The following is a 23,436-nucleotide window of genomic DNA, read 5'->3' as shown; positions in this document are numbered from 1 at the left end:
CCTCGTTGCGGCGGGTTACTTGCGGGAGCCCGCGTCAGACCCCGTGCCGTCCTCAACCTGGTTGGCGGTGATGATCTGCTCGAACATGCTCGTCGACTCGCGGAAGTCCGTGGGCAGCACGACGGTTGACGCGCGGCCGCTCTTGGCGAACTCGTTCATCATCTCGGTCCACTGCGTGAACATGAAGAGCTGGTTGGCCTCGTCGTTGCCCACACCGGTCTCCTGGATGGTCTCGAGAGAGTCCTTGATACCGATCGCGATGGCCTTGCGCTGGTTGGCGATGCCCTCGCCGGCCTTCTCCATCGCCTCGGCCTCGGCGCGCGCCTCGGTCACACGGCGGATGCGGTCAGCCTCGGCGAGGTCCTGAGCGGCGGCCTTGGTGCGCTGGGCCGCGTTGATCTGGTTCATGGAATCCTCTACCTCGGCGGGCAGGGCGATCTTGGTGATGAGGGTCGAGACGAGCGTGAAGCCGTAGTCGGCCATCTGCTCGGAAACGGTGGCGTTCACGTCCTTGGCGATGTCGTCCTTCTTGGCGAAGACCTCATCGAGGGTGTAGACCGGGATGGAGGAGCGCAGGGCGTCGGTGATGAAGTCGCGCATCTGGGCGACGGGCTGCTGCAGCATGTAGTAGCTCTTGTAGACGCCGGAATCGGCGGGACCGTTGCCCATCTCATAGCTGACATGGTACTGGGCGGACACCTCGAGACCGATGGTCACGTTGTCTTCTGTCTTCACGTCGATGTCGAAGCCGTTCTTCATCGTGCGGAGGCTCACCGTGGCGGCGCGGCGATCGATGAGGGGGATCTTGGCGTGAAGACCCGCCGGCACGATGCGATGGAACTTGCCGAGCCGCTCGATGATGACCGCATGCTGCTGCTTGACCACGAAGAACGCGTTCGGCGACAGGATGACGAGCACGATCACGACGATCACCAGCGGCGTGAGGATTCCGATGATCTCTGAGAGTAGGTAGAACGGCACGATGACTCCTATCCACATAATGGTACGTATCATCAGCATAATCTATCTAAGCTGCGGATACCGAGGCGGTGGAGGGGCCTTGCCGAAACATTACGCGAGAGCGATGGACGGTATGTATGCGCCGTTGGGCGGCGGGATGATGGGCGCGACGGCGCCGCGTGGCGAGCGACGGGCGGCGAGGTGGTGGGTGCGAGGCGTGTGGATGGCGGCGGTGCTCGGTCGATTGGAGCGCGGAAGCTCTAGCTCGGTGAGCTTCGGGCATTTGAGGGCGAGAAACCTACTTTGCACGGCGCCTCAGAGCCAATCTGCCTGAAGGCGGGCTCCAAAGTACGTTTTCCTCACTGTTCTCTCCGCGGATGTCCTGATCCATTTCGTTGACCCCGAACAGGACAGGTGGCCGACGGACGAGGCAGGCCAAGAGGGCAGACGACGTTCGGGGCTAGAAAACCTACTTTGCACGGCGTCTTAGAGCCAATCTGCCTGAAGGCGGGCTCCAAAGTACGTTTTCGGACCTCTTTTCGCTGCATTAAAACGGACGGGCTCCGAAGTACGTTTCGGAGCCCGTCCGTGTCCGTCATCAAGCGGGCCCGCTGCGGAAGGCCCGCTTCGCCCACTTCGATATGTGCATGCTCCGTTCCCGCAGTTCGGCCTTCACCGGCGCGCGCCGTCCCTACAGCTCGGGATACAGCGGGTGCGCGGCGAGCAGCTCGTCCACGCGGACACGGACCGAGCGGCGCGCCTCCTCGTCATCGGCGGCGAACACCACGCGGGCGATCAGCTCGCCGATCTCATGGAACTCGGCCGCGGTGAAGCCGCGGGTCGTCCCAGCCGCCGAACCCACGCGGATGCCGCTCGTCACGAACGGCGAGCGCGGCTCGCCCGGGATCGAGTTCTTGTTGACCGTGAGACCGGCCTCGTCGAGCAGGCGCTCGGCATCCTTGCCGGTGACATCCGCCGGCGTGAGGTCAACGAGGCACAGGTGGTTGTCGGTCCCGCCGGAGATGAGACGGAGCCCGCCGGCGACGAGCCCCTCCCCCAGCGCCGCGGCGTTCTTGACCACTGCATCGATATAGGTGGAGAACTCAGGCCGCAGGGCCTCGCCGAACGCGACAGCCTTGCCGGCGATCACGTGCATGAGCGGGCCTCCCTGGGTCCCCGGGAACACGGCCTTGTTGATCGCGCGCGCAAGATCATCGTCGTTGGTGAGAATGAAGCCGCCGCGGGGCCCGCGCAGGGTCTTGTGGCTCGTCGAGGTCACCACATCGGCGAACGGCATTGGCGAGGGATGCGCGCCGGTGGCCACGAGCCCGGCGATATGGGCCATGTCCATCATGAAGCGAGCACCCACGCCATGGGCGATCGCGGCCATGCGCTCGAAGTCGATCGTGCGCGGGTACGCCGAGGCGCCGCCGACGATCAGCGCGGGCCTCTCACGCTCGGCCAGCCGCTCGAGCTCGTCGTAATCGATGGTCTCGGTCTCGAGGTCGAGGCCGTAGGGGATGAAGCGGTAGAGCTGGCCCGAGAAGTTGACCGGGCTGCCGTGAGTGAGGTGCCCGCCCTGGTCGAGGCTCATGCCGAGCACCGTGTCGCCCGGCTTGATGAGCGCCGCATAGGCCGCGAGGTTCGCGTTGGCCCCGCAGTGCGGCTGCACGTTGGCATGCTTGCAGCCGAAGAGCTCGCAGGCGCGGTCGCGGGCGCGGTCCTCGACGATGTCGACCTTCTCGCAGCCGCCGTAGTAGCGGTGGCGCGGGTACCCCTCGGCGTATTTGTTGGTGAGCACGGTCCCCACGGCCTCGAGCACCGCCGGGCTCACGATGTTCTCCGAGGCGATGAGCTCGATCGTGTCGCGCTGGCGCTCGAGCTCCTGGTCGATGGCGGATGCGACGGCCGGGTCCTCCCGGCGCAGGTTTTCAAGGGTCATGGGTCCTCCTTCAGGTTGGGTCGGGCGCGGGGCCCATACGCACCACTATGCACGCTGGAGGGACTGTTTGCCAGAGGCAATCGCGTCGACGGCGGTTAATCTGGATCGGAAGGGGCTGGTGACGGGGCCGCGGTGAACCGGTTCTCGAACACGTCTGAGCCAAGAAAAAAGCTCCCGGTTGGGAGCTCAAAGATCAATGGTGCGGGCGAAAGGACTTGAACCTTCACGAGCCGGAGCTCATATGGACCTGAACCATACGCGTCTGCCAATTCCGCCACGCCCGCAAGCACAGGACACTATACACTACCCCGCACGCTTTGACTAGAATTTTTTGGATGCGAATGAACGGGCGTCCAGGCCATCCGTCCCCGCCTGGCAGGTCCATGTCATGCCCGTCCCCACATGCAAGCAGCCCGGAGAGGCTGAGCTCCCCGGGCTGCCGTTTCGCATGCAGCAGGCGTGCGCTACTTGGCCATGACCTCCAGGATCTGGTGCTCGGCGTCGGCCTTGCCCATGCCGGTCAGGAAGGGGATGCCGCTCACGTAATCGCAGGTGATGCCCGCCGGCGCCACGGTCGTGGCCACCAGCAGGTCGGCGTCTGCACACTGCGACGCCGCCTCCGCGATCGCACACTGGACGATCGTGTAGGCGCCCTCGTACCCGTTGGCGTCAAGCAGCTCGCTGACCTTCTTAGCGACGGCCGACGACGTCGCCACGCCGGAGCCGCATGCCAGGACGATCTTCTTCATGATATGTCTCCTCTCGGGATCATTTTGACACGACTCAGTGTACACGGTCGCACCGTGCGCGGAATGCGGAATGAGGGCCTCCGCCAATGACACGCACCCCCTGCCGGGGCGCGGGTCGCAGATTGCCGACGCCTGGCGCAGCAGGGGCGCAGGAAGCCCAAAATGGCTCGTCAACGCCCGCAAGCTGCAAGACAACATCCGCATGATGTGATTGAAATCGCTGGTAGGGGCGGTGGGACTCGAACCCACAATCCCGAAGGCCGAAGATTTTAAGTCTCCTGCGTATGCCAATTCCGCCACGCCCCCGCAGGGGCAAGTCTACCACGGGGCCGTGCCAAGCAGCGCCGTACTCGATTGCGCGACGAACGGGACGCGCCTACGACGGTGCCCGGAGACCGACTGGGATCGGAGATCTCCGGATGCCATCGCATGTGGATCCGGCGTCGAATGGGCGTACGCAGGTTGGGCACGCGCGCTGCTCACGAAGACCTGTCGACTCCCTACGAGAGCTCGGGAATCCAACCGATGCTCGTCTGGCCACCTGAGATCGTCTCATAGACCGCCACGGCCATGCCGGCGAGCAGGCTGCTCTCGCTCACCGTCAGCTCCCCGTACCCTCCCGCGCACATGAGCTCGCGGATCGTCACCGCACCACCGAGGATCACCGGCGCGCGCTTCGGCTGGATGCCGGGCATGGCCGCGATCTCGGAGACCGTGAGCCCCTGGAGGCGCTCGACCACCTCCCCCACCTCAGCGAGGCTGAGGCGATGCAGGTGCACGCGGGATGAGTCGTATTCGACAAGGCCCTCGAGCATCGCCACCAGGGTGGTGACGGTGCCGCCCACCGCTACGAGCTCATCCGGTCGGCGCCTCTCGCCGGTGAAACGCGCCCAGTATGCGCGGAACAGCTCGTGGGCGAATGCGGATGCCTCGCCAAGCTGGGAAGGTACCGGAGGATACGGGCTGAAGAAGCGGTCCGTCACGCGGCGGCTGCCGATGTCCAGGGACTCGACCGCATCGAGATCGAGAGCCTTCGCGGCGGCGCCCGCTGCGCCTGAGCCAGGCGCAGCGGCTCGCGAGGCATCGACGCGCTGCGGCTCAAAGCTTCCGCAGGCGATCTCGGTCGAACCGCCCCCGGAATCTGCAACAGCGATGCGACGGTGCGGGAACTCGCGGGCGACACCAAAGAAGGTGAGCCGTGCCTCGACCTCGCCGGGAATCACTTGCGGGCGCAATCCGAGTCCGCGCAGGCCCGTGAGCAGGGCATCCCCGTTCTCCGCGTCTCGCGCGGCGCTCGTGCACGTCGTGCAGGTTCCCGCCGGCTTGAAGGCCGCGATCTCCGCAGTGAACTCACGGCATGCGTCGACCACGCGCGCGATGCCGGCATCCGAGAGGCGACCGGTTGCGTCGACGCCCTCGCCGAGGTCCGTGATGACCGTGCGCTTCTCGAGGCTGAGGATCCGTCCGTCACGCACCGTTGCCAAGGCGCAGCGCGAGGAGACCGTGCCGATGTCGATGGCGGCTACGCGGGCCTCCATGCTAATTCCCCGTCGAGCTGTCGCTGGTTCCGGTCGAGGTTACGGTCTGCCCGGCGACACCATGGAAGAAGAAGACGGCGTCCAGGATCTTGTAATACCACGGCGATGACGCGTAGACGTTCTCCATCGCGCGCTCGACCTCCGCCGAGGTCGTGGGGGCGGAATCCTGCGTGGACCCGGCTGAATCGGAGTCCGACGAGCTGGAGTCGGCCGAAGACGAGCCCGTTGAGTCGGCCGATGATGAGGAGTCGGAGCTGTTCGATGCACCATTTGTGGTGGCCCCGCTGGCATCGGTGCCGGAAGACGCGTCGTCTGACGACGTGCCGTCAGCGCCTGATTCGGTGGAGGAGCTGCCCGATTCATCCGTTGAGGTGATGGGGTTACCGTCCTTGTCGGTGCCGGTGACAATGATGCGGCGCTCGCCCTCCTTCACCATGCCGAGCTCCTTGCGCGCCGCATCCTCGATGCCCTCGTTCGAGAGGTACGAGTCCACTTTCTTCTGCAGGCTCTCGTTGTATTGCTCACGTATCGCGAGCTGCTCGGTCAGGATGGTGTTCGTGCGGTGCGCAATGTAGAGATCCCGGATCGGGAAGTAGAGCCCGAGCGCCACCGCAGCGATGATAACGGCGTAGAACGCATACCTGAACGGGCCGGTGAGCAGGGTGTTGATCGCCTGGACCGCGCGGTTGTCGCTGGCATAGCGCATGAGCGAGGAGACGCGCGACGAGCGGCCGCGATCGGATGCCGATCCGGCGGAATCTCGTGTGGCAGCGCGCTCGCTGAGAGATGGCGCGGTTTCACGTGCGCCGGCTCGCCCCGCCTGCGATGCGGTTTGACGACCCCGGCCACCGCCCGTGCGTCGCGCTGATGCGGACCGGGCCTGCGCCGCATCCAAGCGCTCCGTCTGTGAGGTCGCGCCATGTGCGGCGCCGGTGGATCTGGTCGCGGCGGTGCGACTCGAACGGGAGGGCACCTTGGCATCGCCAGCGGAGGCTCCGCGCTTGCCGCGACCTGCAGCGCTCCGCGACCGGGATGAGCTGCGATTGGCGTTCAGTCGACGGGCTGCCTCGGACAGGTCGCCCGTCGCTGCCGTATCGAAGCTGGAACGGCCTGACGCCGAACGGCCCAAACGACCGTCCTGCACGGAAAAGCCCCTGTTGTCGCGTGAATTCACCATATGCGCCTTGTGCGATTCATCTTTGATTGCGTCTGCGAGACCAGCTTACCACGCGTCTTAGCGCCTGCGGAAGGACTTGGATGCAGCCGTCAAAAACTCCGCGCGAGGGCCCATGGGGACGTGCACGAGCTATATGGGTGGGCACTCGGATGCGCATGCGCCGCAGGAACATGCATCGGGACTGAGCATGTTACGCACGCGGGATCTGTGTCCAAAACGTACTTTCAACCTCTCATGTGGCAAATCCCGCTCCATCTGCCCTCCGAGACTTACTTCCAGGCTCAGACATACGAAGCGGGGCCGAGCGCGGCGCAGGCGCCGAATCGGTGTCCAAAACGTACTTTCGAGCCCCTAACCAGGCAAATCCCGTCTTAACGGATCGCGAAAGCATACTTTCAAACTTGAGTGCGCGGGGTAGAAACGGTGCGTGCTGGGCATACGGAGCCGACGTCCAAAACGTACTTTCAACCCCTCTTGCGGGCAAATCCGATCCCGCTGACTCCTGAAAGTACGTTCCCTGCACCGTTTCTGTCACGCGCCACGCACAGCGCCGAACGAACGTCCGGCGCCCTGACAGGGCATCTCACAACCGCATCGGAACCAAAGCCATCCCACGCTGCGCGGGCTCCAGCACGCGCTCGCCGCACTTTCCTACCGAGGGCAGGCTCTCCGACACCATACGAGCCCCAAAGAGGCAGCCGCACTCCCCTTCCCCAGCACCGATACGGAGCCGTAAACGCAGGGACCCCGGTCCTTCCCCGCAGCGCGTTTGCGAAGCCACGCGCGAAGGGGAAGGACCGGGGTCCCGATGGGAGCCAAGGACTCCGTGTGCTACGTACTAGCGGATGTTGTAGAACGCATCCTTGCCCGCGTACTTGGCGCTGGCGAAGAGTTCGTCCTCGATACGGATGAGCTGGTTGTACTTAGCGATGCGGTCGGAGCGGCAGGGAGCGCCGGACTTGATCTGGCCGGCGTTCGTGGCGACCACGAGGTCGGCGATCGTGCTGTCCTCGGTCTCACCGGAGCGGTGGGACACGATGCAGGCGTAGCCAGCCTCCTTGGCGGTCTCGATGGCCTCGAGGGACTCGGTCAGCGTGCCGATCTGGTTCACCTTGACCAGGATGGCGTTGGCGGCGCCGAGCTCGATGCCCTTCTTCAGGCGCTCGGTGTTGGTGACGAAGAGGTCGTCGCCGACGAGCTGCACCTTGCTGCCGATGCGCTTCGTGAGCTCGACCCAGCCGTCCCAATCCTCCTCGGCCATGCCGTCCTCGATGGAGATAATCGGGTACTTCTCCACGAGGTCGCACCAGTAGTCGACCATCTCAGCGGAGGTCAGCGTGCGGCCCTCGCCCTTGAGCTCGTAGTTGCCGGTCTCGGCGTTGTAGAACTCGGTGGAGGCGGGGTCCATGGCGTACATGAAGTCGACGCCCGGCTTGAAGCCGGCCTTCTCGACGGCCTTGGTGATGTACTCGAACGGCTCGGCGTTGGTCTTCAGGTTGGGAGCGAAGCCACCCTCGTCGCCGACACCGCCACCGAGGCCAGCCTCGTGCAGGACGCCCTTGAGGGTGTGGTAGACCTCAGCGCACCAACGCAGACCCTCGGTGAAGCTGGGGGCGCCGACGGGCATGATCATGAACTCCTGGAAGTCCACGTTGTTGTCGGCGTGCACGCCACCGTTCAAGATGTTCATCATCGGGGTGGGCAGCAGATGGGCGTTCACGCCACCGAGGTACTGGTAGAGCTCCATGCCGGCGGACTGAGCGGCGGCGCGGGCCACGGCGAGGGAGACGCCGAGGATGGCGTTGGCGCCGAGGTTGGTCTTGTTGGGCGTGCCGTCAGCCTCGAGCAGGGCGGCATCAACCGCGCGCTGGTCGAACGCATCCATGCCGATGACGGCGTCGGCGCACTCCTTGTTCACATGGTCAACAGCCTTGGAAACACCCTTGCCGAGGTAGCGGTCCTTGTCGCCATCGCGAAGCTCGCACGCCTCGAACGCACCGGTGGAGGCACCGGAGGGCACCATGGCGCGGCCGAAGGAGCCGTCGTCGAGCACAACCTCAACCTCAACGGTGGGGTTGCCGCGGGAGTCGAGCACTTCGCGACCGTAGACGTCCAGAATCTCACTCATACAAGTCTCCTCTTCCTTGGAGTACGCGGCCCGACACTTCCGGTACATCGAGCCGAACTGCTTCCATTATGTCCCAACCAAGGCATGGGGCGACAGTCTTTTTGCTTCCCGCGCCAATGCGCCGAAAAACACCATGCTGGCCGTGGGCGGGGCGTGGGGTCGCGTCTGCGGACGGGCGGGCCGCGCCTCGGACGCGGACGGAGCGCNAATCGGCTGAAAGCTCGCGTTCAGATGACGTTTTCCAGCCATATCCTGCAAGACGTTTGGCAAGCAGCGCAAGCAGCAGCGCCAACAGGGCACCATGCGTCATCCAAAGGCCGCCACGCACCACTCAGTCCACCCGATCCAAGTCAATTCAAAAATTTGAAATTCATAGTCTTATAATTCAGAATTATCGTTCTAGTTTTATCAGCCGATATTAAAACTTCCAGAAGTGTGGCAGTAAACGCGGGGCCCGCGTGTAGCGACGTCCACCGACCCTCGCTTTCCTCGGGTTTGGCGCGAGGAATCAGCAGTCTACTCGGCGAATTCGGATTCAATGCCGCACTTCTGGAAGTTTTAGGATTCCCAGGCGCGTGTCACCGTGAAAACCACGTGCGAAACCCAGCGCTGAGCCCGGTGGATGGAAACGTATCGACAATGAGACGCCATCATACGGCGCAATCCACGGGGTCGCGAAGCATCTGTGGCCGAACCCGCCGGCGGAGCCGGTCACGACGGCAGCCGATCCTTCTCCGCAGAGTCTATGGTCGCACCCGTCGGCGAAGCCCTGGATGGGGCGCCGTCCACGAGGGCGCGGTGCGCCTGCCTTGCAGCCCGCCTCCACGCGGGCCACGCGAACGGCCTCTTAGAGCAGCGCATGTTATTTTTACAGCCCCACCGTCGCGCGAACCCGTGAGAGCGGCATCCCTTCTCGGCGGGCGATCGCGATCAAGTCGTCCACCTCGGGTTTCACTCGCTCGCTCCCGTCCGGGAGCGTCGACACCTTCACCCGCACGGGCCCAAACGGCGTGTCGACCGTATCCATGCGCCGCCCGAGCACGCTCCGCTCGATGACCTGGTGGCGCACGCCGAGCGTCGGTGTCTCGGCGAAGATAATCTGCTCCAGCTCCCCGGCGTCGCGTGGCAGGCAGATCACCTGCAGCTGATAGCCGGGCCGCCCCTTCTTCGTGTAGATCGGCAGCCAGTGCACCTCGCGGGCCCCGGCCTCGAGCAGGCGGTCGGCGGCGTAGGCGAGATCCTCGGCGGAGGCGTCGTCGATATCGCACTCGAGCTTCATGACCCGACGCTCATCGGCGGGCTCCCCCGCTCCGTCAAAGGCCTCGATCAGCGAGGCGCGCACGAGCGACGGCACGGCATAGCGGCGCTTGCCGGCACCGGCACCGGCGGCGCGGATGAGGTAGCTGCCCGGCAGGGTGAACGACGGGTCCAGAGCCGCAACGAGGGCGGCGCCGGTGGGCGTGACGAGCTCACCTTCCACGTCAAGGTGCGCGAAGGGGATGCCCTGCTGCATGCAGATGTTGCGCACCGCCGGCACGGGCACGGGAATGATCCCGTGCTGGCACCGAACCGTGCCGCGACCGTCGGGCAACGGCGTGGCATAGACACGGTCAGGATACAGGTCGTCGACGAGGACGGCGGCCGCGATGATGTCAACGATGGAGTCCACGGCCCCGACCTCGTGAAAGCCGACCTCCTCAGGTGGGAGGCCGTGCGCGGCGCCCTCCGCGGCAGCGAGAATCTCGAAGGCCCGGTGGGCGATTGACCGGGCACCCGGCGTGAGGTCGGCGGCGTCGATGATGGCGCGGACCTCGGCTAGGTGGCGATGGGCGTGATGATGGGAGCCTTCGCCCCCGTGCGCGTGATGGTGATCGTGGGCGGATCCGTCGTGGCTGCGCGCGAGGCAGCAATCATGATCGTGGCCGATGGCGGCCTCATCGTGGCCATAAGCATGGTCGTGATGCCCGCGGTGCACACGGTCGTCGCCATGACCCTCGTCGCCATGACCCTCGGCGTCATCGTGTTCGTGGTCATGGTGGTGGTCAGAGGAGGCTCCGTCATGGCCATGCGTATGGTCGTGGCGCTCGTGGTGCGCATGGTCATGGCTGTGGCCCTCGTCGTCATGCCCGTGATCATGGCCCTCATCATCGCCGTGCACGCGATCATGCCCACAGCAACCCGGCCCGCGATGCCCGTGCCCCGCGTCCCCGTCGTGCCCGTGCAGGTAGACCATATCGTGATCGTGATTGTCCCCCTGCAGGAGCCGCACGTCGAAGTCGCAGGCGGCAACCCCGGACACCTCGGTCCGGCTCACCGCGATCTCGAACTCGCCGGCCACCGGCAGGCTCGCCAGCGCTGCGCGCAAAGCCGTCTCGCTCGCTCCCAGGTCGAGCAGGGACGCGACGATCATGTCGCCGCTCGCCCCGTTTGAGCAGTCAAGATACAGGCTCGTTACCATACAGCCGGCCCTTCCTATCTGAGATGGTTGATGATCGAGGCCTGGAACGCGGCCCCGAATCCGTTGTCGATGTTCACCACGGAGATTCCACTTGCGCAGCTGTTGAGCATCGCGAGCAGGGCCGTCACCCCGCCAAAGCTAGCGCCGTAGCCCACACTCGTGGGGACGGCGATGACCGGGCACGAGGCGAGACCGGCCACGACGCTGGCGAGCGCGCCCTCCATGCCCGCCACTGCGATGATCACGCGCGCGCGACTGACGACATCCACCTGCGAGAGCAGCCGGTGGATGCCCGCCACGCCCACGTCGTAGAGGAGTTCGACCTCGTTGCCGAGGAACTCAGCCGTGAGGTCCGCCTCCTCGGCCACGGGCAGATCGCTTGTTCCCGCGCAGGCTACGAGCACCGTGCCCACGCCGTCGACCGGCTTCATGCCGCCGAGGATCCCGAGCCGGGCCGACGGGCGCACATCGAGGACGGCGGCGCGATCAGGAGGCAGCAGGGCCCGCACCGCCTCGGCCTTCCCGGGATCGAGCCGGGTGATGAGGACACGCTCCTGCCCGGCCTCGCGCATGGCCCCGAGGATGCCGGCGATCTGCTCGGCCGTCTTACCTTCCCCGTAGATGACCTCAGACGTTCCGGTGCGCATGCCGCGGTCGTTGTCGACGCGTGCGTAGCCGAGATTGCTCACCGACGCCGTCTGCAGGCGGCGTGCGAGCTCCTCAGGCGACACCTCACCTGCGGCGACCTGCTCAGCCAGGCGCAGCGCTTCATCACGCTCCATAAACCCTCCTTTGTCCGCGCCCCATTTTCGCATACTGAGGAACACCGTGTCGCTTCGCGTGCGAAAATGAGACTCGTCCATGTACGATAGAGCCAGTGCAAATCCAACCATCCCACGAGAGAGGTAGCCATGTCTGAGACCAATCCGGACGCCTCCGACCGCGCGCCGGTCTCCCTTGACGTGAACGATGCCGTATTCCAGCAGAAACTCGCTGATCTCGAATCGCTGCTGCAATCCTACGGCTCGATCGCCATCGCCTGCTCCGGCGGCGTCGACAGCTCGTTCCTCGCCGCGGTCTGCGAGCGCTGCATGCCCGAGCGCACCCTGCTCGTGCACGTGCGCTCGACGCTCGTGCCCGCCATCGAGCGCCGCGGCTTCGCCAACCTCCGCGATCGCCTGAGCCTCGAGGCCATTGAGATCGATGAGGACGCCTTCGACGACCCCCAGGTCACGGAGAACAACCCGCGGCGCTGCTATTTCTGCAAGTTCACCGAGTTCGGCGGCATCATCGAGGTCGCCCGCGAGCGCGGGATCGAGACTGTGATCGACGGCAGCAACATCGAGGACGAGGGCGACTACCGCCCCGGCCTCAAGGCCATCTCCGAGCTGGGCGTGCGCTCACCGCTGCGCGAGGCCGGCTGGACCAAGGCCGAGGAGCGGGCATGGCTGCGCGCCTGGGGCTTCCCGGCGGCAGACCAATCCTCGAGCGCCTGCCTGGCATCGCGCATCCCCTACGGCGAGGAGATCACCCGCGAGAAGATTGAGCTCGTGGCCAAGTGCGAGGCCTACCTCGAGGAGCTCGGGTTCTCCGTGGTGCGTGTGCGCCTCTCGAATATGCGCGCGGCCATCGAGGTGGGTGTTGACGAACGGGCGCGCCTCTTCGACGTGAAGCTCCTTGATCAGGTTGACGCCGCATTCCGCTCGTTTGGCTGCAAGGACGTGCTCGTGCGCGCCCGCGGGTACGCGCAGGGCAGCATGAACAGCGCCCTCAGCGCTGAAGCGATCGCGGCCGCGAAGGGCGGGTGCTAGGGAGCGCTCACGCCAACGCAACGGGGCGGCACCTGTGCCTGCCACCCTGCCCTGTTGCGCTCTCGTCCCCCTGAAGCAGCCCCGCGCTACTCCGCGCGCTTCGCCTCATCCCAAAGGTCGTCCAACTCTGCGGTCGTGTGGTCCTCGATCGCGCGGCCCTCTGCCTTCGCCGCAGCCTCCATGGCCGCCCACCGGGCGCGGAACTTGCCCGTGCTCGCGCGCAGGGCGCTCTCCGCGTCGATCCCCTCAAGGCGTGCGACGTTCACCAGGGCGAAGAGCAGGTCGCCGAACTCCATCTCCCGCTCCGCGCTCCCCGGAGCCTCCCGGTCGAACTCGGCGCGCTCCTCGGCAACCTGGCCCCACACGTCCTCGACGGTCTCCCACTCGAAGCCGGCTGCGGCGGCCTTGCGCGAGACCTTCTGAGCCTGCATGAGGGCCGGCAGACCCCGGGGCACGTCGTCGAGCAGGCCTGGCAGCGACGCTTCCGCATCCCCGCGCGCCTCCCGCTCAGCGAGCTTGACCTGATCCCACACGTCCAAGGCGCCTGCGGCATCGGCCGCCTTGATCTTGCCGAACACATGGGGATGCCGCCTGATCAATTTCTCGTTGATGTCATGGGCCACGTCAGCGCAGGTGAACTCCGCCGCGTCAGCAGCGATTTGCGCATGGAGCACGACCTGCATGAGCACGTCGCCGAGCTCCTCGCGCAGGTGAGCGGCGTCGTTCTCCTCGATGCAGTCGACGGCCTCGTAGGCCTCCTCGATCATGTTCTTCGCGATGCTCTGATGCGTCTGAACGCGGTCCCAGGGGCAGCCATCGGGCTGACGCAGCCGCCAGATGGTATCGACGAGCGCCTGGAACGCGGCGCCGGCTTGGGACGGTGCGGATGCGGCCTGGGGCGCACCGCTCTTGGACGCGTCCTCCCGAGGCGACGCCCCAGGTCCCGTGACGTTATCGAATCCCGCTTCGTTCGCGGCCATCGCCCTCACGCCCCTTCCGTGAGGATCACGTGCCGGAACTGGCCGTCCTCGTAGATGCCGCAGCTGTTCGTCCCATCCTTCGGGATGGACACACTTCCCGGGTTGAATGCCCAGATGCCCGGATGCCCCGCGCATGCCTCGTTCACCTTCACATGCGTGTGGCCGAAGACCACCGCGGTACCCGACACGAGCCTGGGTAGGTGGTCGACGCTGTTGTGGAAGCCCGCGCCGAACACATGCCCGTGCGTGAGGAAGAGTGCGCGGACGCCCGCGTCCACGAGCTCGGCGTAATCGGCCATGAGGGGGAAGTCGAGCACCATCTGGTCGACCTCGGAATCGCAGTTGCCGCGGACCGCATTGAGCGGTATGCGCTCGGCAACGCCGTTGAGCAGCGGCGCCACGCGCTTGGGATCGTACTCGCGGGGCAGGTCGTTGCGAGGACCGTGGTAGAGGAGGTCGCCGAGGAGGACGACCCGGTCGGGCACCTCGGCATCGATGGCGGAGACGAGGCGCTCTGTCCAGTAGGCCGATCCGTGGATATCAGAGGCGATGAGGATCTTCATCGCGCGCTCCTTTCGCTGCGCACCGCCGCGGTCGCGGCGAGGTCACCTGCCATGCTAGCGCAACGGGTTGCTGCTGAGGTGCGGTGGGAGGGGCGGGCGCTGGAGATCCCCGCGGCGAGCACTGAGTCGCTACACGGGACCGCTATACGCAGCCGTCGTACAGACCCGTCGCGGAAGTCCACTGCACGGGCCGCCGCGGGAGTCCGTCGCGGGAGTCCACTGTGCGGGCTGTCGCATGGGCCGCCACATGGGCAGCCGCGTGGGCAGCCGCATTGATCCCCCGCTGTTTAGGCCCGCCGCGTTGATCTCCAGCTCGAGCCCACCGCAAGAATTCCCCGCCCTGCCCCGCTCCGCTCCGCTCACAAGAATCCGCTGCAAAGTACGTTCTGCTCGCCTGATTCAGGCAAATCGGCTACTTTTCCGCGTCGAGATGACGTTTTCGAACCCGTTTCGGAGGAAGGGCCCCTAAGCGACGCCGAGTGTGGCGCAAGGCCCGCGGTAGCCGAAGGCCCAGGATCGGGGCCTGGCCCTCAGGGCCACGGCGGTCGGGGCTCCCCAGAGATACACAGCCCCTTACAAGAATCCGCTGCAAAGTACGTTTTACTAGCCGGGCCCAGGCAAATCGGCTACTTTCCCGCGTCGAGATGACGTTTTCGGCGCGTCTCTAGAAATCACGGACGACGCAGGCAGGCCTCGGATGGCCCGGGTCTCAAGCAGTGCGGCGTTCAGCAGCCGAAGCACAAGGGTAGGCCGCGTGCACAAAGCGACTGCAAAATACGTTCTCCACGCCCTCCCTAGGCAAATCGGCCGGATACCCTCGTCGAGATGACGTTTTCGGACCCATCTCGGCAGGCGTTCCACTTGGTGCCGCCCTGCCAGGACTCGTCCCTACCCGCCGCGAACCTCACCCTCTCCGGAAAGGCGAACAGGCCAGACTTCACACCATCCCCTACCTGCCGCGAACCTCGCGGTTCACCACATGCGCCGCAGCGGCGATTCCGACGGAGACGAGGGCGTTCATGCACACAGCCACCACGGCGACGCCCGTCTGTATCGCGATCAACATGCTCGCAAGATTCGCCAGCAGTGCGACGATGATAACCGGCAACAGCCTGATTGCCCACGTAGGCACGGCTGCCACCTTGAGCCCAAAGCCGCCCATGATCGATCCCAGCAGCGCCACGACAACCATCGCGGCAATTTGAACCAGCTCAGGAAGTTCATTGGTTGCCGCAAGAACGATCAGCGTGACGACGAGATCCGCAGCGCCGAGAAGCGCGAGGGCGCAGAGGAATCGCAGTGCTTTCTGGGCTGAGGTCATGGATGGATCCTTTCGTTATCGGATGCGGTTCAGCACAATACCGTTGCGGCGCCCCAGCGGATGCAACGGAGGTGAGGCCCGCCGACGGCGAACAAACCCGCGGCGCGCCACGGAGCACACCCGTATCTGGCCGCCAGCCGCGTGCGATCGCCCAAGCGTGCCCAGGTGTCGCGTTGGCAAGGGCCTTTGACCCCCATGGGCCGATGGCGACCGACCCGGTGCACTCGAGAATCGTCGCCATTGTACCTGCTCCTCGCCCCTGCGACCCCTCGCGCTCTGCTACCCTGTGCCCTGTTGAGAAAGGACCGCCCCCATGCCCGTACGCCCCGACACACCGCGCATAGCGCGTCGACGCATGCGCGAGCAGCTCGTGATCTCCCAGATGATCGCGATTTGGTGCGCGGCGCATCATCCCGCGGACGAACGCACCGAGACGGCCCACTGCGGAACGGCCATCTGCCCCGCATGCGCCAACCTCGACCGCGCCGCCCAGCGACACACGACCCATTGCCCCCATATGGCAGATAAAACCTCATGCCAGGCCTGCGCGCGCCACTGTTACCCACCCAAAGAGGCACAGGCGATTCGCGCGGTCATGCGCTATGCGGGGCCACGCATGGTCTATCGCCATCCGGTGGCCGCGATCCGGCACATCCTGGGACGGTAGCACTCCTCACTCAGGAAAGCGCGTCCGCCACGCGCAACCCGATGCATGCGGCCGCGCCCCATGCACCTCATGCAAGCGAAAACGTCTGCCAGGATCCATCGGAACGGGGAGCATCGACCGCTCGATACCCGCAGGCGTAGGCGAACTCATACGCCCCGCGGATGCCCCAGCAGATATCCTCCGCACGATGAGCGTCGGAGGCGACCGTGATCGGCACCTCAGCGCGCTCGAAGCGCTCAAGTAGGCTCGCCGCCGGATAGTGGCTTCCCACACCCTTGCGGAGCCCCGCGGTGGACACCTCGACATGGCGGCCCGTATCATGCGCGCACGCCGCCATCTCATCCCACAGGGGCGCGAGGTCGATGCTTGGCAGCACGCCGTCGCCGGCGAAGCGCATGGGCAGGTCGGGATGGGCCATGCTGGAGAACGGCAGCGGGCTCGCGCAGGCCTCGCACCAGGCGGCTATGTAGCGGCGCCATATCTCATCGGGGCCAAGGGCCTCCCAAAGACGTCGGTCGTGCGAGTCGTCGATCCAGCCCACGCCGTGCTCGGGATCGAGAGCAGGTGCGGCGTCAGGGTCCTCCACCGCACCGGGGTCCCCGATCCAGTGGACGCTCCCCAAGCGGAAGACGGCCCCGGCAGACCACCGCTCCACGAGGGGCTCGCACCCCGGGTACCAGTCGCATTCGAAGCCGTAGACGAACTCGAGCGCGGGCGCGAGCTTGGCGGCAAGGGCGCGGGCCTCTTCAAAAGCGGCGCGGTGAGCAGGGAGATCGTCAGCCACCACCTGGATCGCACCGGTGGCGTCCATGCTTTGCGGCAAGGTGAGATGATCGGTGGGGACGAGCACGCGGCAGCCGGCGGCAGCGGCGGCGCGGACGTTCTCCTCAAATGTCGACCTCCCGTCTGAGAAGCGCGTATGGGTGTGGCAGTCGATGATCGGAGTGTCCATGGGGCTCGCTTTCAATGGGCTGATGGGGGTCGCCGCGACCGAAAACCTGGCGCCGGAATGGCAAGCACCACGTTGGCCCGTGCGACCGGGCACCTCGGGGACGATGCCGGACCGCTGCAGAGCCATCCCGCACAGCGCGCCGGCGCGAACGCGCCAGCACGCGGAACCAGCGCGTGCAGTGCCCCCATCGTATCGGTCATACTAAGGCGAGTCGATCGCGCCCGCGATCCCTAACCGGAACCTGACCTGAGGAGATCACATGCCCATATCCGTCCTGTGCATCGAATACCCCAAGTGCTCGACCTGCAAGAAGGCGAAGCAGTGGCTCGACGACCACGGCGTCAGCCACACCGACCGCCACATCGTCGAGGAGAATCCCACGGTCAATGAGCTCAGGGTCTGGTGGAAGGCGTCCGGACTGCCGCTGCGCCGTTTCTTCAATACGAGCGGCATCAAATATCGCGAGCTCAAGGTGAGCGCGCAGCTCAATGCGGGGATGTCCGACGAGGACGCCCTTGCCCTCCTTGCGACCGACGGCATGCTCGTGAAGCGGCCGCTGGTGATCATCGATGGGGGCAAGTGCGTGCTCGTCGGCTTCAAAGAGGCCGAATGGGAGGCCGCGCTGCTGTAACGGAATGGGACCGCGACGACGTGTCCTCACGCAAGGCGGAACGTCGCTCCCGTCGCGTCGAACTCCACCTTCATGCCGCGTGTGAGAAACGCGGCCTCGACGGCCGTGCGCGTCTGCTCCAACTCGACGCAGGGATCCATCTCGATCCACAACGACTGCGCACCGCAGGCATCCGTCAGATGCACGCGCGAATTGATGCCGGCTGCCTTGAGCTCCTCGTTCACCTCTGCGACCTGAAACGGCGTCACGATGGGGCGCGCCATACAACCACCTACCTCGTTTGAGAACCGAAACGCGCCGCATCTGGCATGCGGACACGGTTGCTTCCTGGGAATCGTAACAATGGTACCCGCGCACGCTTTGGCGCGACGAATGATCATGAACAGCCTGTGCCTTGCACTGCTTATTTGGCCTCAAACTGGATGGGACGATGACGGCGAAACGAGGTGCTAGTAGAAAATGTCAGATCTGAGTCTATACACGGTCGATTTTGGGGGTTCAGCCGCGCCAGGCCTCGGCGTGTTCCATTTGTGCGCAATAATAAGAGTCGTTTTTTTGTTTTTGATCAATAAAAAGTCACTCCATCAGGCCCAATAGACCAAGAAGACGACGACGTGGCGCAGATCTGACATTTTCTACTACGCTCACGACGGCCTCAAAATTTATGAATCAAAATTAAGAATATATTTTATATAATATGCGAAAAATTTAATTTTTCAACGGAAGGCGGGGGTGGGCTTGGGCATGTGCTCCCGAGGACCTTCGAAAGCCATGCTTCCCTCGCACCGCACCGCAACCGGACGTGCAAAGCTTCAGCAAAAGACCGAAATGATCTCGTCTCAACGATGAAACTTGAACAGCGCCCGTGCAATCCCCTGGCCCCGTCGGGAACCCCGCACTCCTCACGGGCGCCTCAGCAGCGAGGAAGACGCTAGCCGTCCTGCGCCGCGCCCTCACGCCCCCATCAGGTGCACGACGTTGTAGCAGCAGATCGCCATGATGACCACGAGCAGGCCGCGGAACAGCATGTCGACGTGGCGCTCCTCGATGTGCGCGTTGATGCGATGACCTACCGCCCCGCCGGCAAGGCCCGCCGTGATCATGCCGACCACCAACACCGCGTCGACAACCGTGAGATCGACGGTCATGACCATCAGGATCGTGTTGGTCAGCTGGGACAGCAGGATGATGAAGAGCGAATTCGCAGCCGCCTCCTTGGTCCTCATGCCGAACAGGTACATGAGCACCACGAGATTGATCGGTCCGCCGCCGATGCCCAAGAACGACGACATGACCCCGAGCAGCAGGCCCACCACCAGGCAGAGCGCGGCACCGGTCAGGTGTTTCGTCTCGATCCGGTCCTTCCGCAGCGTGTAGACGAGGGTCGCCGCCGTGATGATGAGCAACACGGCCGCCTGCACGACCCCGGCCTCCTCGGGATGCGGCAGCGAGGACTGGACGGCGCTAAACAAAAGCTTTCCCGCCACGCCGCCGGCAGCCGCGCCGATCGCCAACGGCACCCCGGTCTCGCGCGTGACCGGCAGAGAACCGGCCAAACGGGAGCGTCCCACCGAGTAGAGCGACATCGCGAGGACCGTGCAGCCCGAGAGGAAGTTGATGATCGCGATAGGCAGCACCCCGGCAGCATCGAGAACCGGCTTGATGATGATCCCGCCGCCGATGCCGCAGATGGCGCCAACGGCGGATGCGCCGAAGCTGATGATGAAAAACAGAAAGGTCATGGGATCTCCAATGCGCTTCGGTGCGTCGTCAGGCCCTTGTGCGGGGCTGCGATTTCATTTCGGTGGCAAATTACAAGGTCAAAACGGTAAAACGGCACAGTAGAAAGGAATATGGACCCATCTTGGAAAACCGTGCGCAAGGGACGTGACGCTGAGCAGGGTCGACGGGCGAACGCAGGACAACCGGCCATCCGTCCCGCGCGCCTATGCGCACGAGTTGTGCACGGTGGTCCACTCGTAGTTCTCACCAGATCCGGCGCACTCACGTGTGCGCACGAGACAGGATGGGCATCCCAATGGATGGACACCTGCCCGTCGCCCAATCTACGCTCTGCGCACCTTATGCGGGAACCGTCGCTGGATGGCCACAACGCAGCATCCAGTCTGAGAGCAACCGCGCGGGACGATCCGGCTGTGCGTACGGACGTCGACCCCTGGGGCCCTTGAGCGTCGAGCCCTTGGGCGATCCGGCCGTGCGCGCACGCGACGACACATGAGGTCGAAGCGCGTGAGGCTCGGTCTGGCGATCCGGCCGCACGCGCCGGCCTGGGCCGAGGCCGCGTGCTCCCCGCACCTGCGGGGGTCCGCCGTAATTACCGACAGTGGTTACACCGCCCGTAGCGTGCTCCCCGTGCCTGCGGGGGTCCGGCCGTGCGCATGCGCCAGCCGGACCGCGATCTGAACCCCTACGCGCTGAACGACTGCTTGATCTGCTCGATCACGGCATCGGCGTCCATGCGGGCGAAGGCGTCGAAGTCGATGACCTCAACCTTGGTGTCGGGGTACAGGGCCTGGACCAGCTCCTGCTCGAAGCCCACCTGAGGCGTGAGCAGCAGCAGCTCGGCGCTCGTGTGGTTCTCCTTCGCCTGCGAGACCGACCACGCGCTCACATGCGCGCCGTAGCCCTCGGCGTCGATCTCCTTCTGGATCTTCTCCGCGAACAGATGGGTGGAGGTTCCCGCTGCGCACAGCATGACCACGTTGTGCATACTCTTTCCTTTCTCGTGGGGGCACGCGCCCCGTATCAGCCGACGCCCTTGCCGAGGGCGCGGAACATCAGCATTTTATACGCCTCGACACCGGGCTGGTCGAAGGGGTTGACGCCCAGGAGCTCGCCCGAGGCCATGCAGGCGAAGGCGAACCAATATAGAAGGGTGCCCAGATGGTGATCGTCCAACTGGTCGATCTCAACCGTGAGGCAGGGGAGCACCTCGGCATGCGCCGCACGCGTCGCCTCGAAGCTCGCCTTGTTGATGTCCCAGAAGTCCTTGCCGTCCAGGTAGCCGAAGCCGTCCTCAACGTCCGTGCCGCCGAGCACCAGCGAATCGCCCGGGCCGGGCTCGCGCACGTCGAGGAAGGTCTCGAAGAGCTGGCGGGTCCCGTCCTGCACGTACTGCCCGAGGCTGTGCAGCTCCTCGCAGTACTCAGCGGCGACCGGGAAGATGCCGCGCCCGTCCTTGCCCTCGCTCTCGGCGAACAGCTGCTCGAACCACTTCGAGAACCAGCGGAACCGCGGCTCGAAGAACCCGAGCAGCTCAACCTGGTACCCGCGGTCCCACAGGAGCTTGCGGACGGCCGCGTAGCGGAAGGCGTCGTTCTGGGTAGGCCCTGCGGTGCGACAGGAGTGCTCGGTCTCGCGAGCACCCGCCACGAGGGCGCGGATATCGACCCCCGCCACTGCGAGCGGCAGCAGATGCACCTCGGTCAGGGCCGTGAAGCGGCCGCCCACATCCGTCGCGAAGGGCACGAACGTGTAGCCCTCGGCCCGGCAGAGGTCCTCGAGCGGGCTCCCGATGGTGCCCGTGCACACGATGCGGCGGGCGGCCTCCTCGCGACCGTAGCGCTCGACCAGGTACTGTCGGAGCAGGCGGAAGGAGGACCCGGGCTCCAGGGTCTCGAAGTTCTTGGCCACGCAGTCGATGACCACGTCATGGCCGTCGAGATCCTCGAGCATGCGCCTGAGCTCCCAGGCCGAGAGCGTGTTGCCCGCGTACACGATCCGGGCGCCGCCCTCGGGCGCGAGCGCGGCGACGGTCGCCCGGGTGGTGTTGTTCGAGCCGCCCACGCCGATGAGCACGAAGGTGTCCGCCTGCGCTCGGATGCGCTCGGCGAGCGCGCAGGTGCGCTCGACCGTCTCCTCCCCCGCCCACGCGTCGACGGAGAGCCAGCCCAGGGAGTCGGCGTAGCGCTCCTCCCCCGCCTGGCACCGCATGAGCACCTCCGCGCGCTCGTCGAGGTAGGCCTCGAGCTCGTCCGCGGGGATGAAGCGCTCTGCGTATGTCGCATCAAATCGAAGCATGGAACCTCCTAGCAGCCGCAGGGATGCGCCGGGGCGTCATCGCGGAAGTGGCTGTTCTGGCTCGGGTCGGCCATGCAGAGGTGCGGGACGGCGCTCACATAGGCGCCCGGCAGCGCCAGGATGTTGGGGTTGCCGTCGGTGTACTTGCGCGTGGCGTCGGCGATGGCCTCCTCGAAGGTGCGGCGCGTCTTGAGTCCCATGGTGCGGGCGATGCCCGGCTGGCGGGCGCCCACGATGTAGGCGGCGGAGAGGTACTTCTCAGCCAGGTTGCCGCAGCTCATCATCGAGAAGCCGTGGAAGGGGTGGAAGGCCCCGGCGAAGCGGTACTTCCGGATGTACTCCTCGTTGGTGGCGAAGTACTCGCCGTATTTGATCATGTCGTTCAGGGTGTTCATCTGGTCGGTCTGCCAGAACTCCCACTGCTCGCGCAGGTACGGCCAGCGCTCATCGTGGAACCAGCCGTCGCAGGCGCTCGCGATCACGAAGACGGCGTGGTCGGACAGGATGCGCTTGTGGCGGATGACCATGGCGGAGACGGCCTGCATCATCATGATGGGGTTCGTGCCCATGCCGTCGCCGTAGTGGAAGTTCGTGGGCATGCCCATGACCACGATGTCGTACTTCTTCTCGGCCCAGTGCACGTAGGTACGCTTGTCGGCCGTCTTCCAGGCGATCGGCTGCATCTCGTGCGCCCAACCGGAGTTGATCTCGATCTGACGGCTCCAGGTGTCGAGGACGGCATCGACGCAGAAGAAGCGCTTGCCCATCTTCTCTTCCATGTACATGCCCTGGCTGTCGAACTTGGAGCGCATGAGGCTCGAGGTCGAGACCGGCACGAAGTCGGGGCGGCTCATGACGCGGGGCACGTGGTGGGCGCTGATGGAGCGCCAGTGCGTGATGCCGGTGGCGCAGTGCTTGTAGCCACCCGAGTAGCCGCCGTAGGGGTTGCCCTGCGTGTGCCCGATGAGGATTGCGATGTCGGCCTCGTAGACGCGCTTGCTCATGATGACGTGGTCACCCTGCTCGGTGAAACCGAGGTCGACGAGGTCGTCGTAGTTCTCGGAGTCGTGGGCGTCGATCTGACCCGTCTCGTAGAACTCGTTGAAGAGGTCCTCGCCGAGGATCTGGCGGGCCTCATCGGTGCTCGTGCGCGGGTGTAGGCCGTTTGAGAAGAGCAGCAGCACGTCGCTGTGACGCACACCCTGGGCGAAGAGCTCGTCCAGGCAGGCGCGGATGGCCACCCGGCGATGGGCCGTGGGGTGCGTGCCGCCCTTCACGATGTCGGGGATGATGAGGACCGCCGTGGCGCCCGGATGCGCGTAGGAGGCGAGCGGGTCCATGCCGATGGGGTTGCGGATGCTCTCGAGGGTGGCCGCGTACAGCGCGTCCCAGGTCTGCTCGATGCACGGGGGGTCGGCCACCGTCTTGCCCGTGATGAACACGTCGGTGCTCTCGGGGAGGTCGGCTCCGAGCTTGCCGCTCCCGTATTCGAATTCAAGTCTCATCTGCTCACTGCCT

The 23,436-nt window shown here is 65.4% G+C and carries 20 protein-coding genes and 2 tRNA genes; 3 read left to right on the top strand and 19 right to left on the bottom strand.

What is annotated here, in order from left to right:
• Positions 1–15 precede the first annotated feature (15 nt).
• From CAP13_RS07390 to larB, 10 genes are all read right to left on the bottom strand, one after another.
• The gene (locus CAP13_RS07390; RefSeq protein WP_425429849.1) at positions 16–957 is read right to left on the bottom strand and encodes an SPFH domain-containing protein; all 942 of its coding nucleotides are present in this window, start codon (positions 955–957) and stop codon (positions 16–18) included.
• A gap of 694 nt (positions 958–1,651) precedes the next feature.
• Entirely contained in the window at positions 1,652–2,902 is a 1,251-nt protein-coding gene (glyA, locus tag CAP13_RS07385) for a serine hydroxymethyltransferase (RefSeq protein WP_085830966.1), read from the bottom strand.
• A gap of 197 nt (positions 2,903–3,099) precedes the next feature.
• Positions 3,100–3,186: transfer RNA gene (locus CAP13_RS07380), tRNA-Leu, on the bottom strand.
• 180 nt (positions 3,187–3,366) lie between these two features.
• A complete protein-coding gene (locus CAP13_RS07375) occupies positions 3,367–3,651 on the bottom strand; it encodes a PTS sugar transporter subunit IIB (RefSeq protein ID WP_085830965.1) in 285 nt (94 codons plus the stop codon).
• Positions 3,652–3,872: 221 nt separating this feature from the next.
• Positions 3,873–3,957, bottom strand: a tRNA-Leu gene (locus CAP13_RS07370).
• A 194-nt stretch (positions 3,958–4,151) separates the two neighbouring features.
• A complete protein-coding gene (locus tag CAP13_RS07365; RefSeq protein ID WP_085830964.1) occupies positions 4,152–5,189 on the bottom strand; it encodes a Ppx/GppA phosphatase family protein in 1,038 nt (345 codons plus the stop codon).
• Position 5,190: 1 nt separating this feature from the next.
• The gene (locus tag CAP13_RS09985) at positions 5,191–5,895 is read right to left on the bottom strand and encodes an FtsB family cell division protein (RefSeq protein WP_085830963.1); all 705 of its coding nucleotides are present in this window, start codon (positions 5,893–5,895) and stop codon (positions 5,191–5,193) included.
• Between the two features lie 1,309 nt (positions 5,896–7,204).
• Positions 7,205–8,494 (bottom strand): phosphopyruvate hydratase, encoded by a 1,290-nt coding sequence (gene eno / locus CAP13_RS07355; protein WP_085830962.1) that lies wholly within the window; start codon positions 8,492–8,494, stop codon positions 7,205–7,207.
• A gap of 868 nt (positions 8,495–9,362) precedes the next feature.
• Positions 9,363–10,904, bottom strand: a complete 1,542-nt coding sequence (gene larC, locus CAP13_RS07350) for a nickel pincer cofactor biosynthesis protein LarC (protein WP_245798970.1) — start codon at positions 10,902–10,904, stop codon at positions 9,363–9,365.
• A 62-nt stretch (positions 10,905–10,966) separates the two neighbouring features.
• Positions 10,967–11,734 carry a nickel pincer cofactor biosynthesis protein LarB gene (larB, locus tag CAP13_RS07345; RefSeq protein ID WP_085830960.1) on the bottom strand — a complete coding sequence of 256 codons (768 nt, stop codon included), beginning with the start codon at positions 11,732–11,734 and terminating at the stop codon, positions 10,967–10,969.
• Positions 11,735–11,863: 129 nt separating this feature from the next.
• Here larB and larE point away from each other — a divergent pair, with 129 nt between their 5' ends.
• Positions 11,864–12,763, top strand: a complete 900-nt coding sequence (gene larE / locus CAP13_RS07340; RefSeq protein ID WP_085830959.1) for an ATP-dependent sacrificial sulfur transferase LarE — start codon at positions 11,864–11,866, stop codon at positions 12,761–12,763.
• 86 nt (positions 12,764–12,849) lie between these two features.
• Here larE and mazG read toward each other — a convergent pair whose 3' ends face one another.
• The 3 genes from mazG to CAP13_RS07325 form a co-directional block, all read right to left on the bottom strand.
• Positions 12,850–13,743 carry a nucleoside triphosphate pyrophosphohydrolase gene (gene mazG / locus CAP13_RS07335; protein WP_085830958.1) on the bottom strand — a complete coding sequence of 298 codons (894 nt, stop codon included), beginning with the start codon at positions 13,741–13,743 and terminating at the stop codon, positions 12,850–12,852.
• A gap of 5 nt (positions 13,744–13,748) precedes the next feature.
• The gene (gene yfcE / locus CAP13_RS07330) at positions 13,749–14,306 is read right to left on the bottom strand and encodes a phosphodiesterase (RefSeq protein ID WP_085830957.1); all 558 of its coding nucleotides are present in this window, start codon (positions 14,304–14,306) and stop codon (positions 13,749–13,751) included.
• A 949-nt stretch (positions 14,307–15,255) separates the two neighbouring features.
• Positions 15,256–15,627 carry a hypothetical protein gene (locus CAP13_RS07325; protein ID WP_085830956.1) on the bottom strand — a complete coding sequence of 124 codons (372 nt, stop codon included), beginning with the start codon at positions 15,625–15,627 and terminating at the stop codon, positions 15,256–15,258.
• 313 nt (positions 15,628–15,940) lie between these two features.
• Between CAP13_RS07325 and CAP13_RS07320 the strand changes: the two genes are divergently transcribed.
• On the top strand, positions 15,941–16,294 hold the full coding sequence (locus tag CAP13_RS07320) for a nitrous oxide-stimulated promoter family protein (RefSeq protein WP_085830955.1): 354 nt from the start codon (positions 15,941–15,943) through the stop codon (positions 16,292–16,294).
• A gap of 67 nt (positions 16,295–16,361) precedes the next feature.
• Here the strand turns inward: CAP13_RS07320 and CAP13_RS07315 are convergent, their stop codons facing one another.
• Positions 16,362–17,246, bottom strand: a complete 885-nt coding sequence (locus CAP13_RS07315; protein WP_085830954.1) for a PHP domain-containing protein — start codon at positions 17,244–17,246, stop codon at positions 16,362–16,364.
• Positions 17,247–17,505: 259 nt separating this feature from the next.
• Between CAP13_RS07315 and CAP13_RS07310 the strand changes: the two genes are divergently transcribed.
• The gene (locus CAP13_RS07310) at positions 17,506–17,877 is read left to right on the top strand and encodes an arsenate reductase family protein (RefSeq protein WP_085830953.1); all 372 of its coding nucleotides are present in this window, start codon (positions 17,506–17,508) and stop codon (positions 17,875–17,877) included.
• Positions 17,878–17,903: 26 nt separating this feature from the next.
• Here CAP13_RS07310 and CAP13_RS07305 read toward each other — a convergent pair whose 3' ends face one another.
• The 5 genes from CAP13_RS07305 to CAP13_RS07285 all read right to left on the bottom strand — a co-directional run bounded on the left by CAP13_RS07305 (position 17,904) and on the right by CAP13_RS07285 (position 23,423).
• The gene (locus tag CAP13_RS07305; RefSeq protein ID WP_085830952.1) at positions 17,904–18,140 is read right to left on the bottom strand and encodes an RDAC family protein; all 237 of its coding nucleotides are present in this window, start codon (positions 18,138–18,140) and stop codon (positions 17,904–17,906) included.
• Positions 18,141–18,830: 690 nt separating this feature from the next.
• On the bottom strand, positions 18,831–19,619 hold the full coding sequence (locus CAP13_RS07300; protein ID WP_085830951.1) for a sulfite exporter TauE/SafE family protein: 789 nt from the start codon (positions 19,617–19,619) through the stop codon (positions 18,831–18,833).
• A 686-nt stretch (positions 19,620–20,305) separates the two neighbouring features.
• Entirely contained in the window at positions 20,306–20,608 is a 303-nt protein-coding gene (locus CAP13_RS07295; RefSeq protein WP_085830950.1) for a PTS sugar transporter subunit IIB, read from the bottom strand.
• Between the two features lie 35 nt (positions 20,609–20,643).
• Positions 20,644–21,918, bottom strand: coding sequence for a glucose-6-phosphate isomerase (locus CAP13_RS07290; protein ID WP_085830949.1), 1,275 nt, complete (start codon positions 21,916–21,918; stop codon positions 20,644–20,646).
• An 8-nt stretch (positions 21,919–21,926) separates the two neighbouring features.
• Complete coding sequence (locus tag CAP13_RS07285; RefSeq protein ID WP_085830948.1) at positions 21,927–23,423, bottom strand: lactate racemase domain-containing protein; 1,497 nt, start codon at positions 23,421–23,423, stop codon at positions 21,927–21,929.
• Positions 23,424–23,436 lie beyond the last annotated feature (13 nt).

The sequence above is a fragment of the Collinsella vaginalis genome (assembly GCF_900176655.1).
GTDB classification, from domain to species: Bacteria; Actinomycetota; Coriobacteriia; order Coriobacteriales; family Coriobacteriaceae; genus Collinsella; species Collinsella vaginalis.
This window is presented reverse-complemented; position numbering and strand designations above follow the sequence as displayed.

What these genes read in the sequence shown, in the direction of transcription:
- glyA (WP_085830966.1), bottom strand. Translation starts at nt 2,902, where the DNA reads ATGACCCTTGAAAACCTGCGCCGGGAGGACCCGGCCGTCGCATCCGCC.
- CAP13_RS07375 (WP_085830965.1), bottom strand. Translation starts at nt 3,651, where the DNA reads ATGAAGAAGATCGTCCTGGCATGCGGCTCCGGCGTGGCGACGTCGTCG.
- CAP13_RS07365 (WP_085830964.1), bottom strand. Translation starts at nt 5,189, where the DNA reads ATGGAGGCCCGCGTAGCCGCCATCGACATCGGCACGGTCTCCTCGCGC.
- CAP13_RS09985 (WP_085830963.1), bottom strand. Translation starts at nt 5,895, where the DNA reads ATGCGCTATGCCAGCGACAACCGCGCGGTCCAGGCGATCAACACCCTG.
- eno (WP_085830962.1), bottom strand. Translation starts at nt 8,494, where the DNA reads ATGAGTGAGATTCTGGACGTCTACGGTCGCGAAGTGCTCGACTCCCGC.
- larC (WP_245798970.1), bottom strand. Translation starts at nt 10,904, where the DNA reads ATGATCGTCGCGTCCCTGCTCGACCTGGGAGCGAGCGAGACGGCTTTG.
- larB (WP_085830960.1), bottom strand. Translation starts at nt 11,734, where the DNA reads ATGGAGCGTGATGAAGCGCTGCGCCTGGCTGAGCAGGTCGCCGCAGGT.
- larE (WP_085830959.1), top strand. Translation starts at nt 11,864, where the DNA reads ATGTCTGAGACCAATCCGGACGCCTCCGACCGCGCGCCGGTCTCCCTT.
- mazG (WP_085830958.1), bottom strand. Translation starts at nt 13,743, where the DNA reads ATGGCCGCGAACGAAGCGGGATTCGATAACGTCACGGGACCTGGGGCG.
- yfcE (WP_085830957.1), bottom strand. Translation starts at nt 14,306, where the DNA reads ATGAAGATCCTCATCGCCTCTGATATCCACGGATCGGCCTACTGGACA.
- CAP13_RS07325 (WP_085830956.1), bottom strand. Translation starts at nt 15,627, where the DNA reads ATGACCTCAGCCCAGAAAGCACTGCGATTCCTCTGCGCCCTCGCGCTT.
- CAP13_RS07320 (WP_085830955.1), top strand. Translation starts at nt 15,941, where the DNA reads ATGCCCGTACGCCCCGACACACCGCGCATAGCGCGTCGACGCATGCGC.
- CAP13_RS07315 (WP_085830954.1), bottom strand. Translation starts at nt 17,246, where the DNA reads ATGGACACTCCGATCATCGACTGCCACACCCATACGCGCTTCTCAGAC.
- CAP13_RS07310 (WP_085830953.1), top strand. Translation starts at nt 17,506, where the DNA reads ATGCCCATATCCGTCCTGTGCATCGAATACCCCAAGTGCTCGACCTGC.
- CAP13_RS07305 (WP_085830952.1), bottom strand. Translation starts at nt 18,140, where the DNA reads ATGGCGCGCCCCATCGTGACGCCGTTTCAGGTCGCAGAGGTGAACGAG.
- CAP13_RS07300 (WP_085830951.1), bottom strand. Translation starts at nt 19,619, where the DNA reads ATGACCTTTCTGTTTTTCATCATCAGCTTCGGCGCATCCGCCGTTGGC.
- CAP13_RS07295 (WP_085830950.1), bottom strand. Translation starts at nt 20,608, where the DNA reads ATGCACAACGTGGTCATGCTGTGCGCAGCGGGAACCTCCACCCATCTG.
- CAP13_RS07290 (WP_085830949.1), bottom strand. Translation starts at nt 21,918, where the DNA reads ATGCTTCGATTTGATGCGACATACGCAGAGCGCTTCATCCCCGCGGAC.
- CAP13_RS07285 (WP_085830948.1), bottom strand. Translation starts at nt 23,423, where the DNA reads ATGAGACTTGAATTCGAATACGGGAGCGGCAAGCTCGGAGCCGACCTC.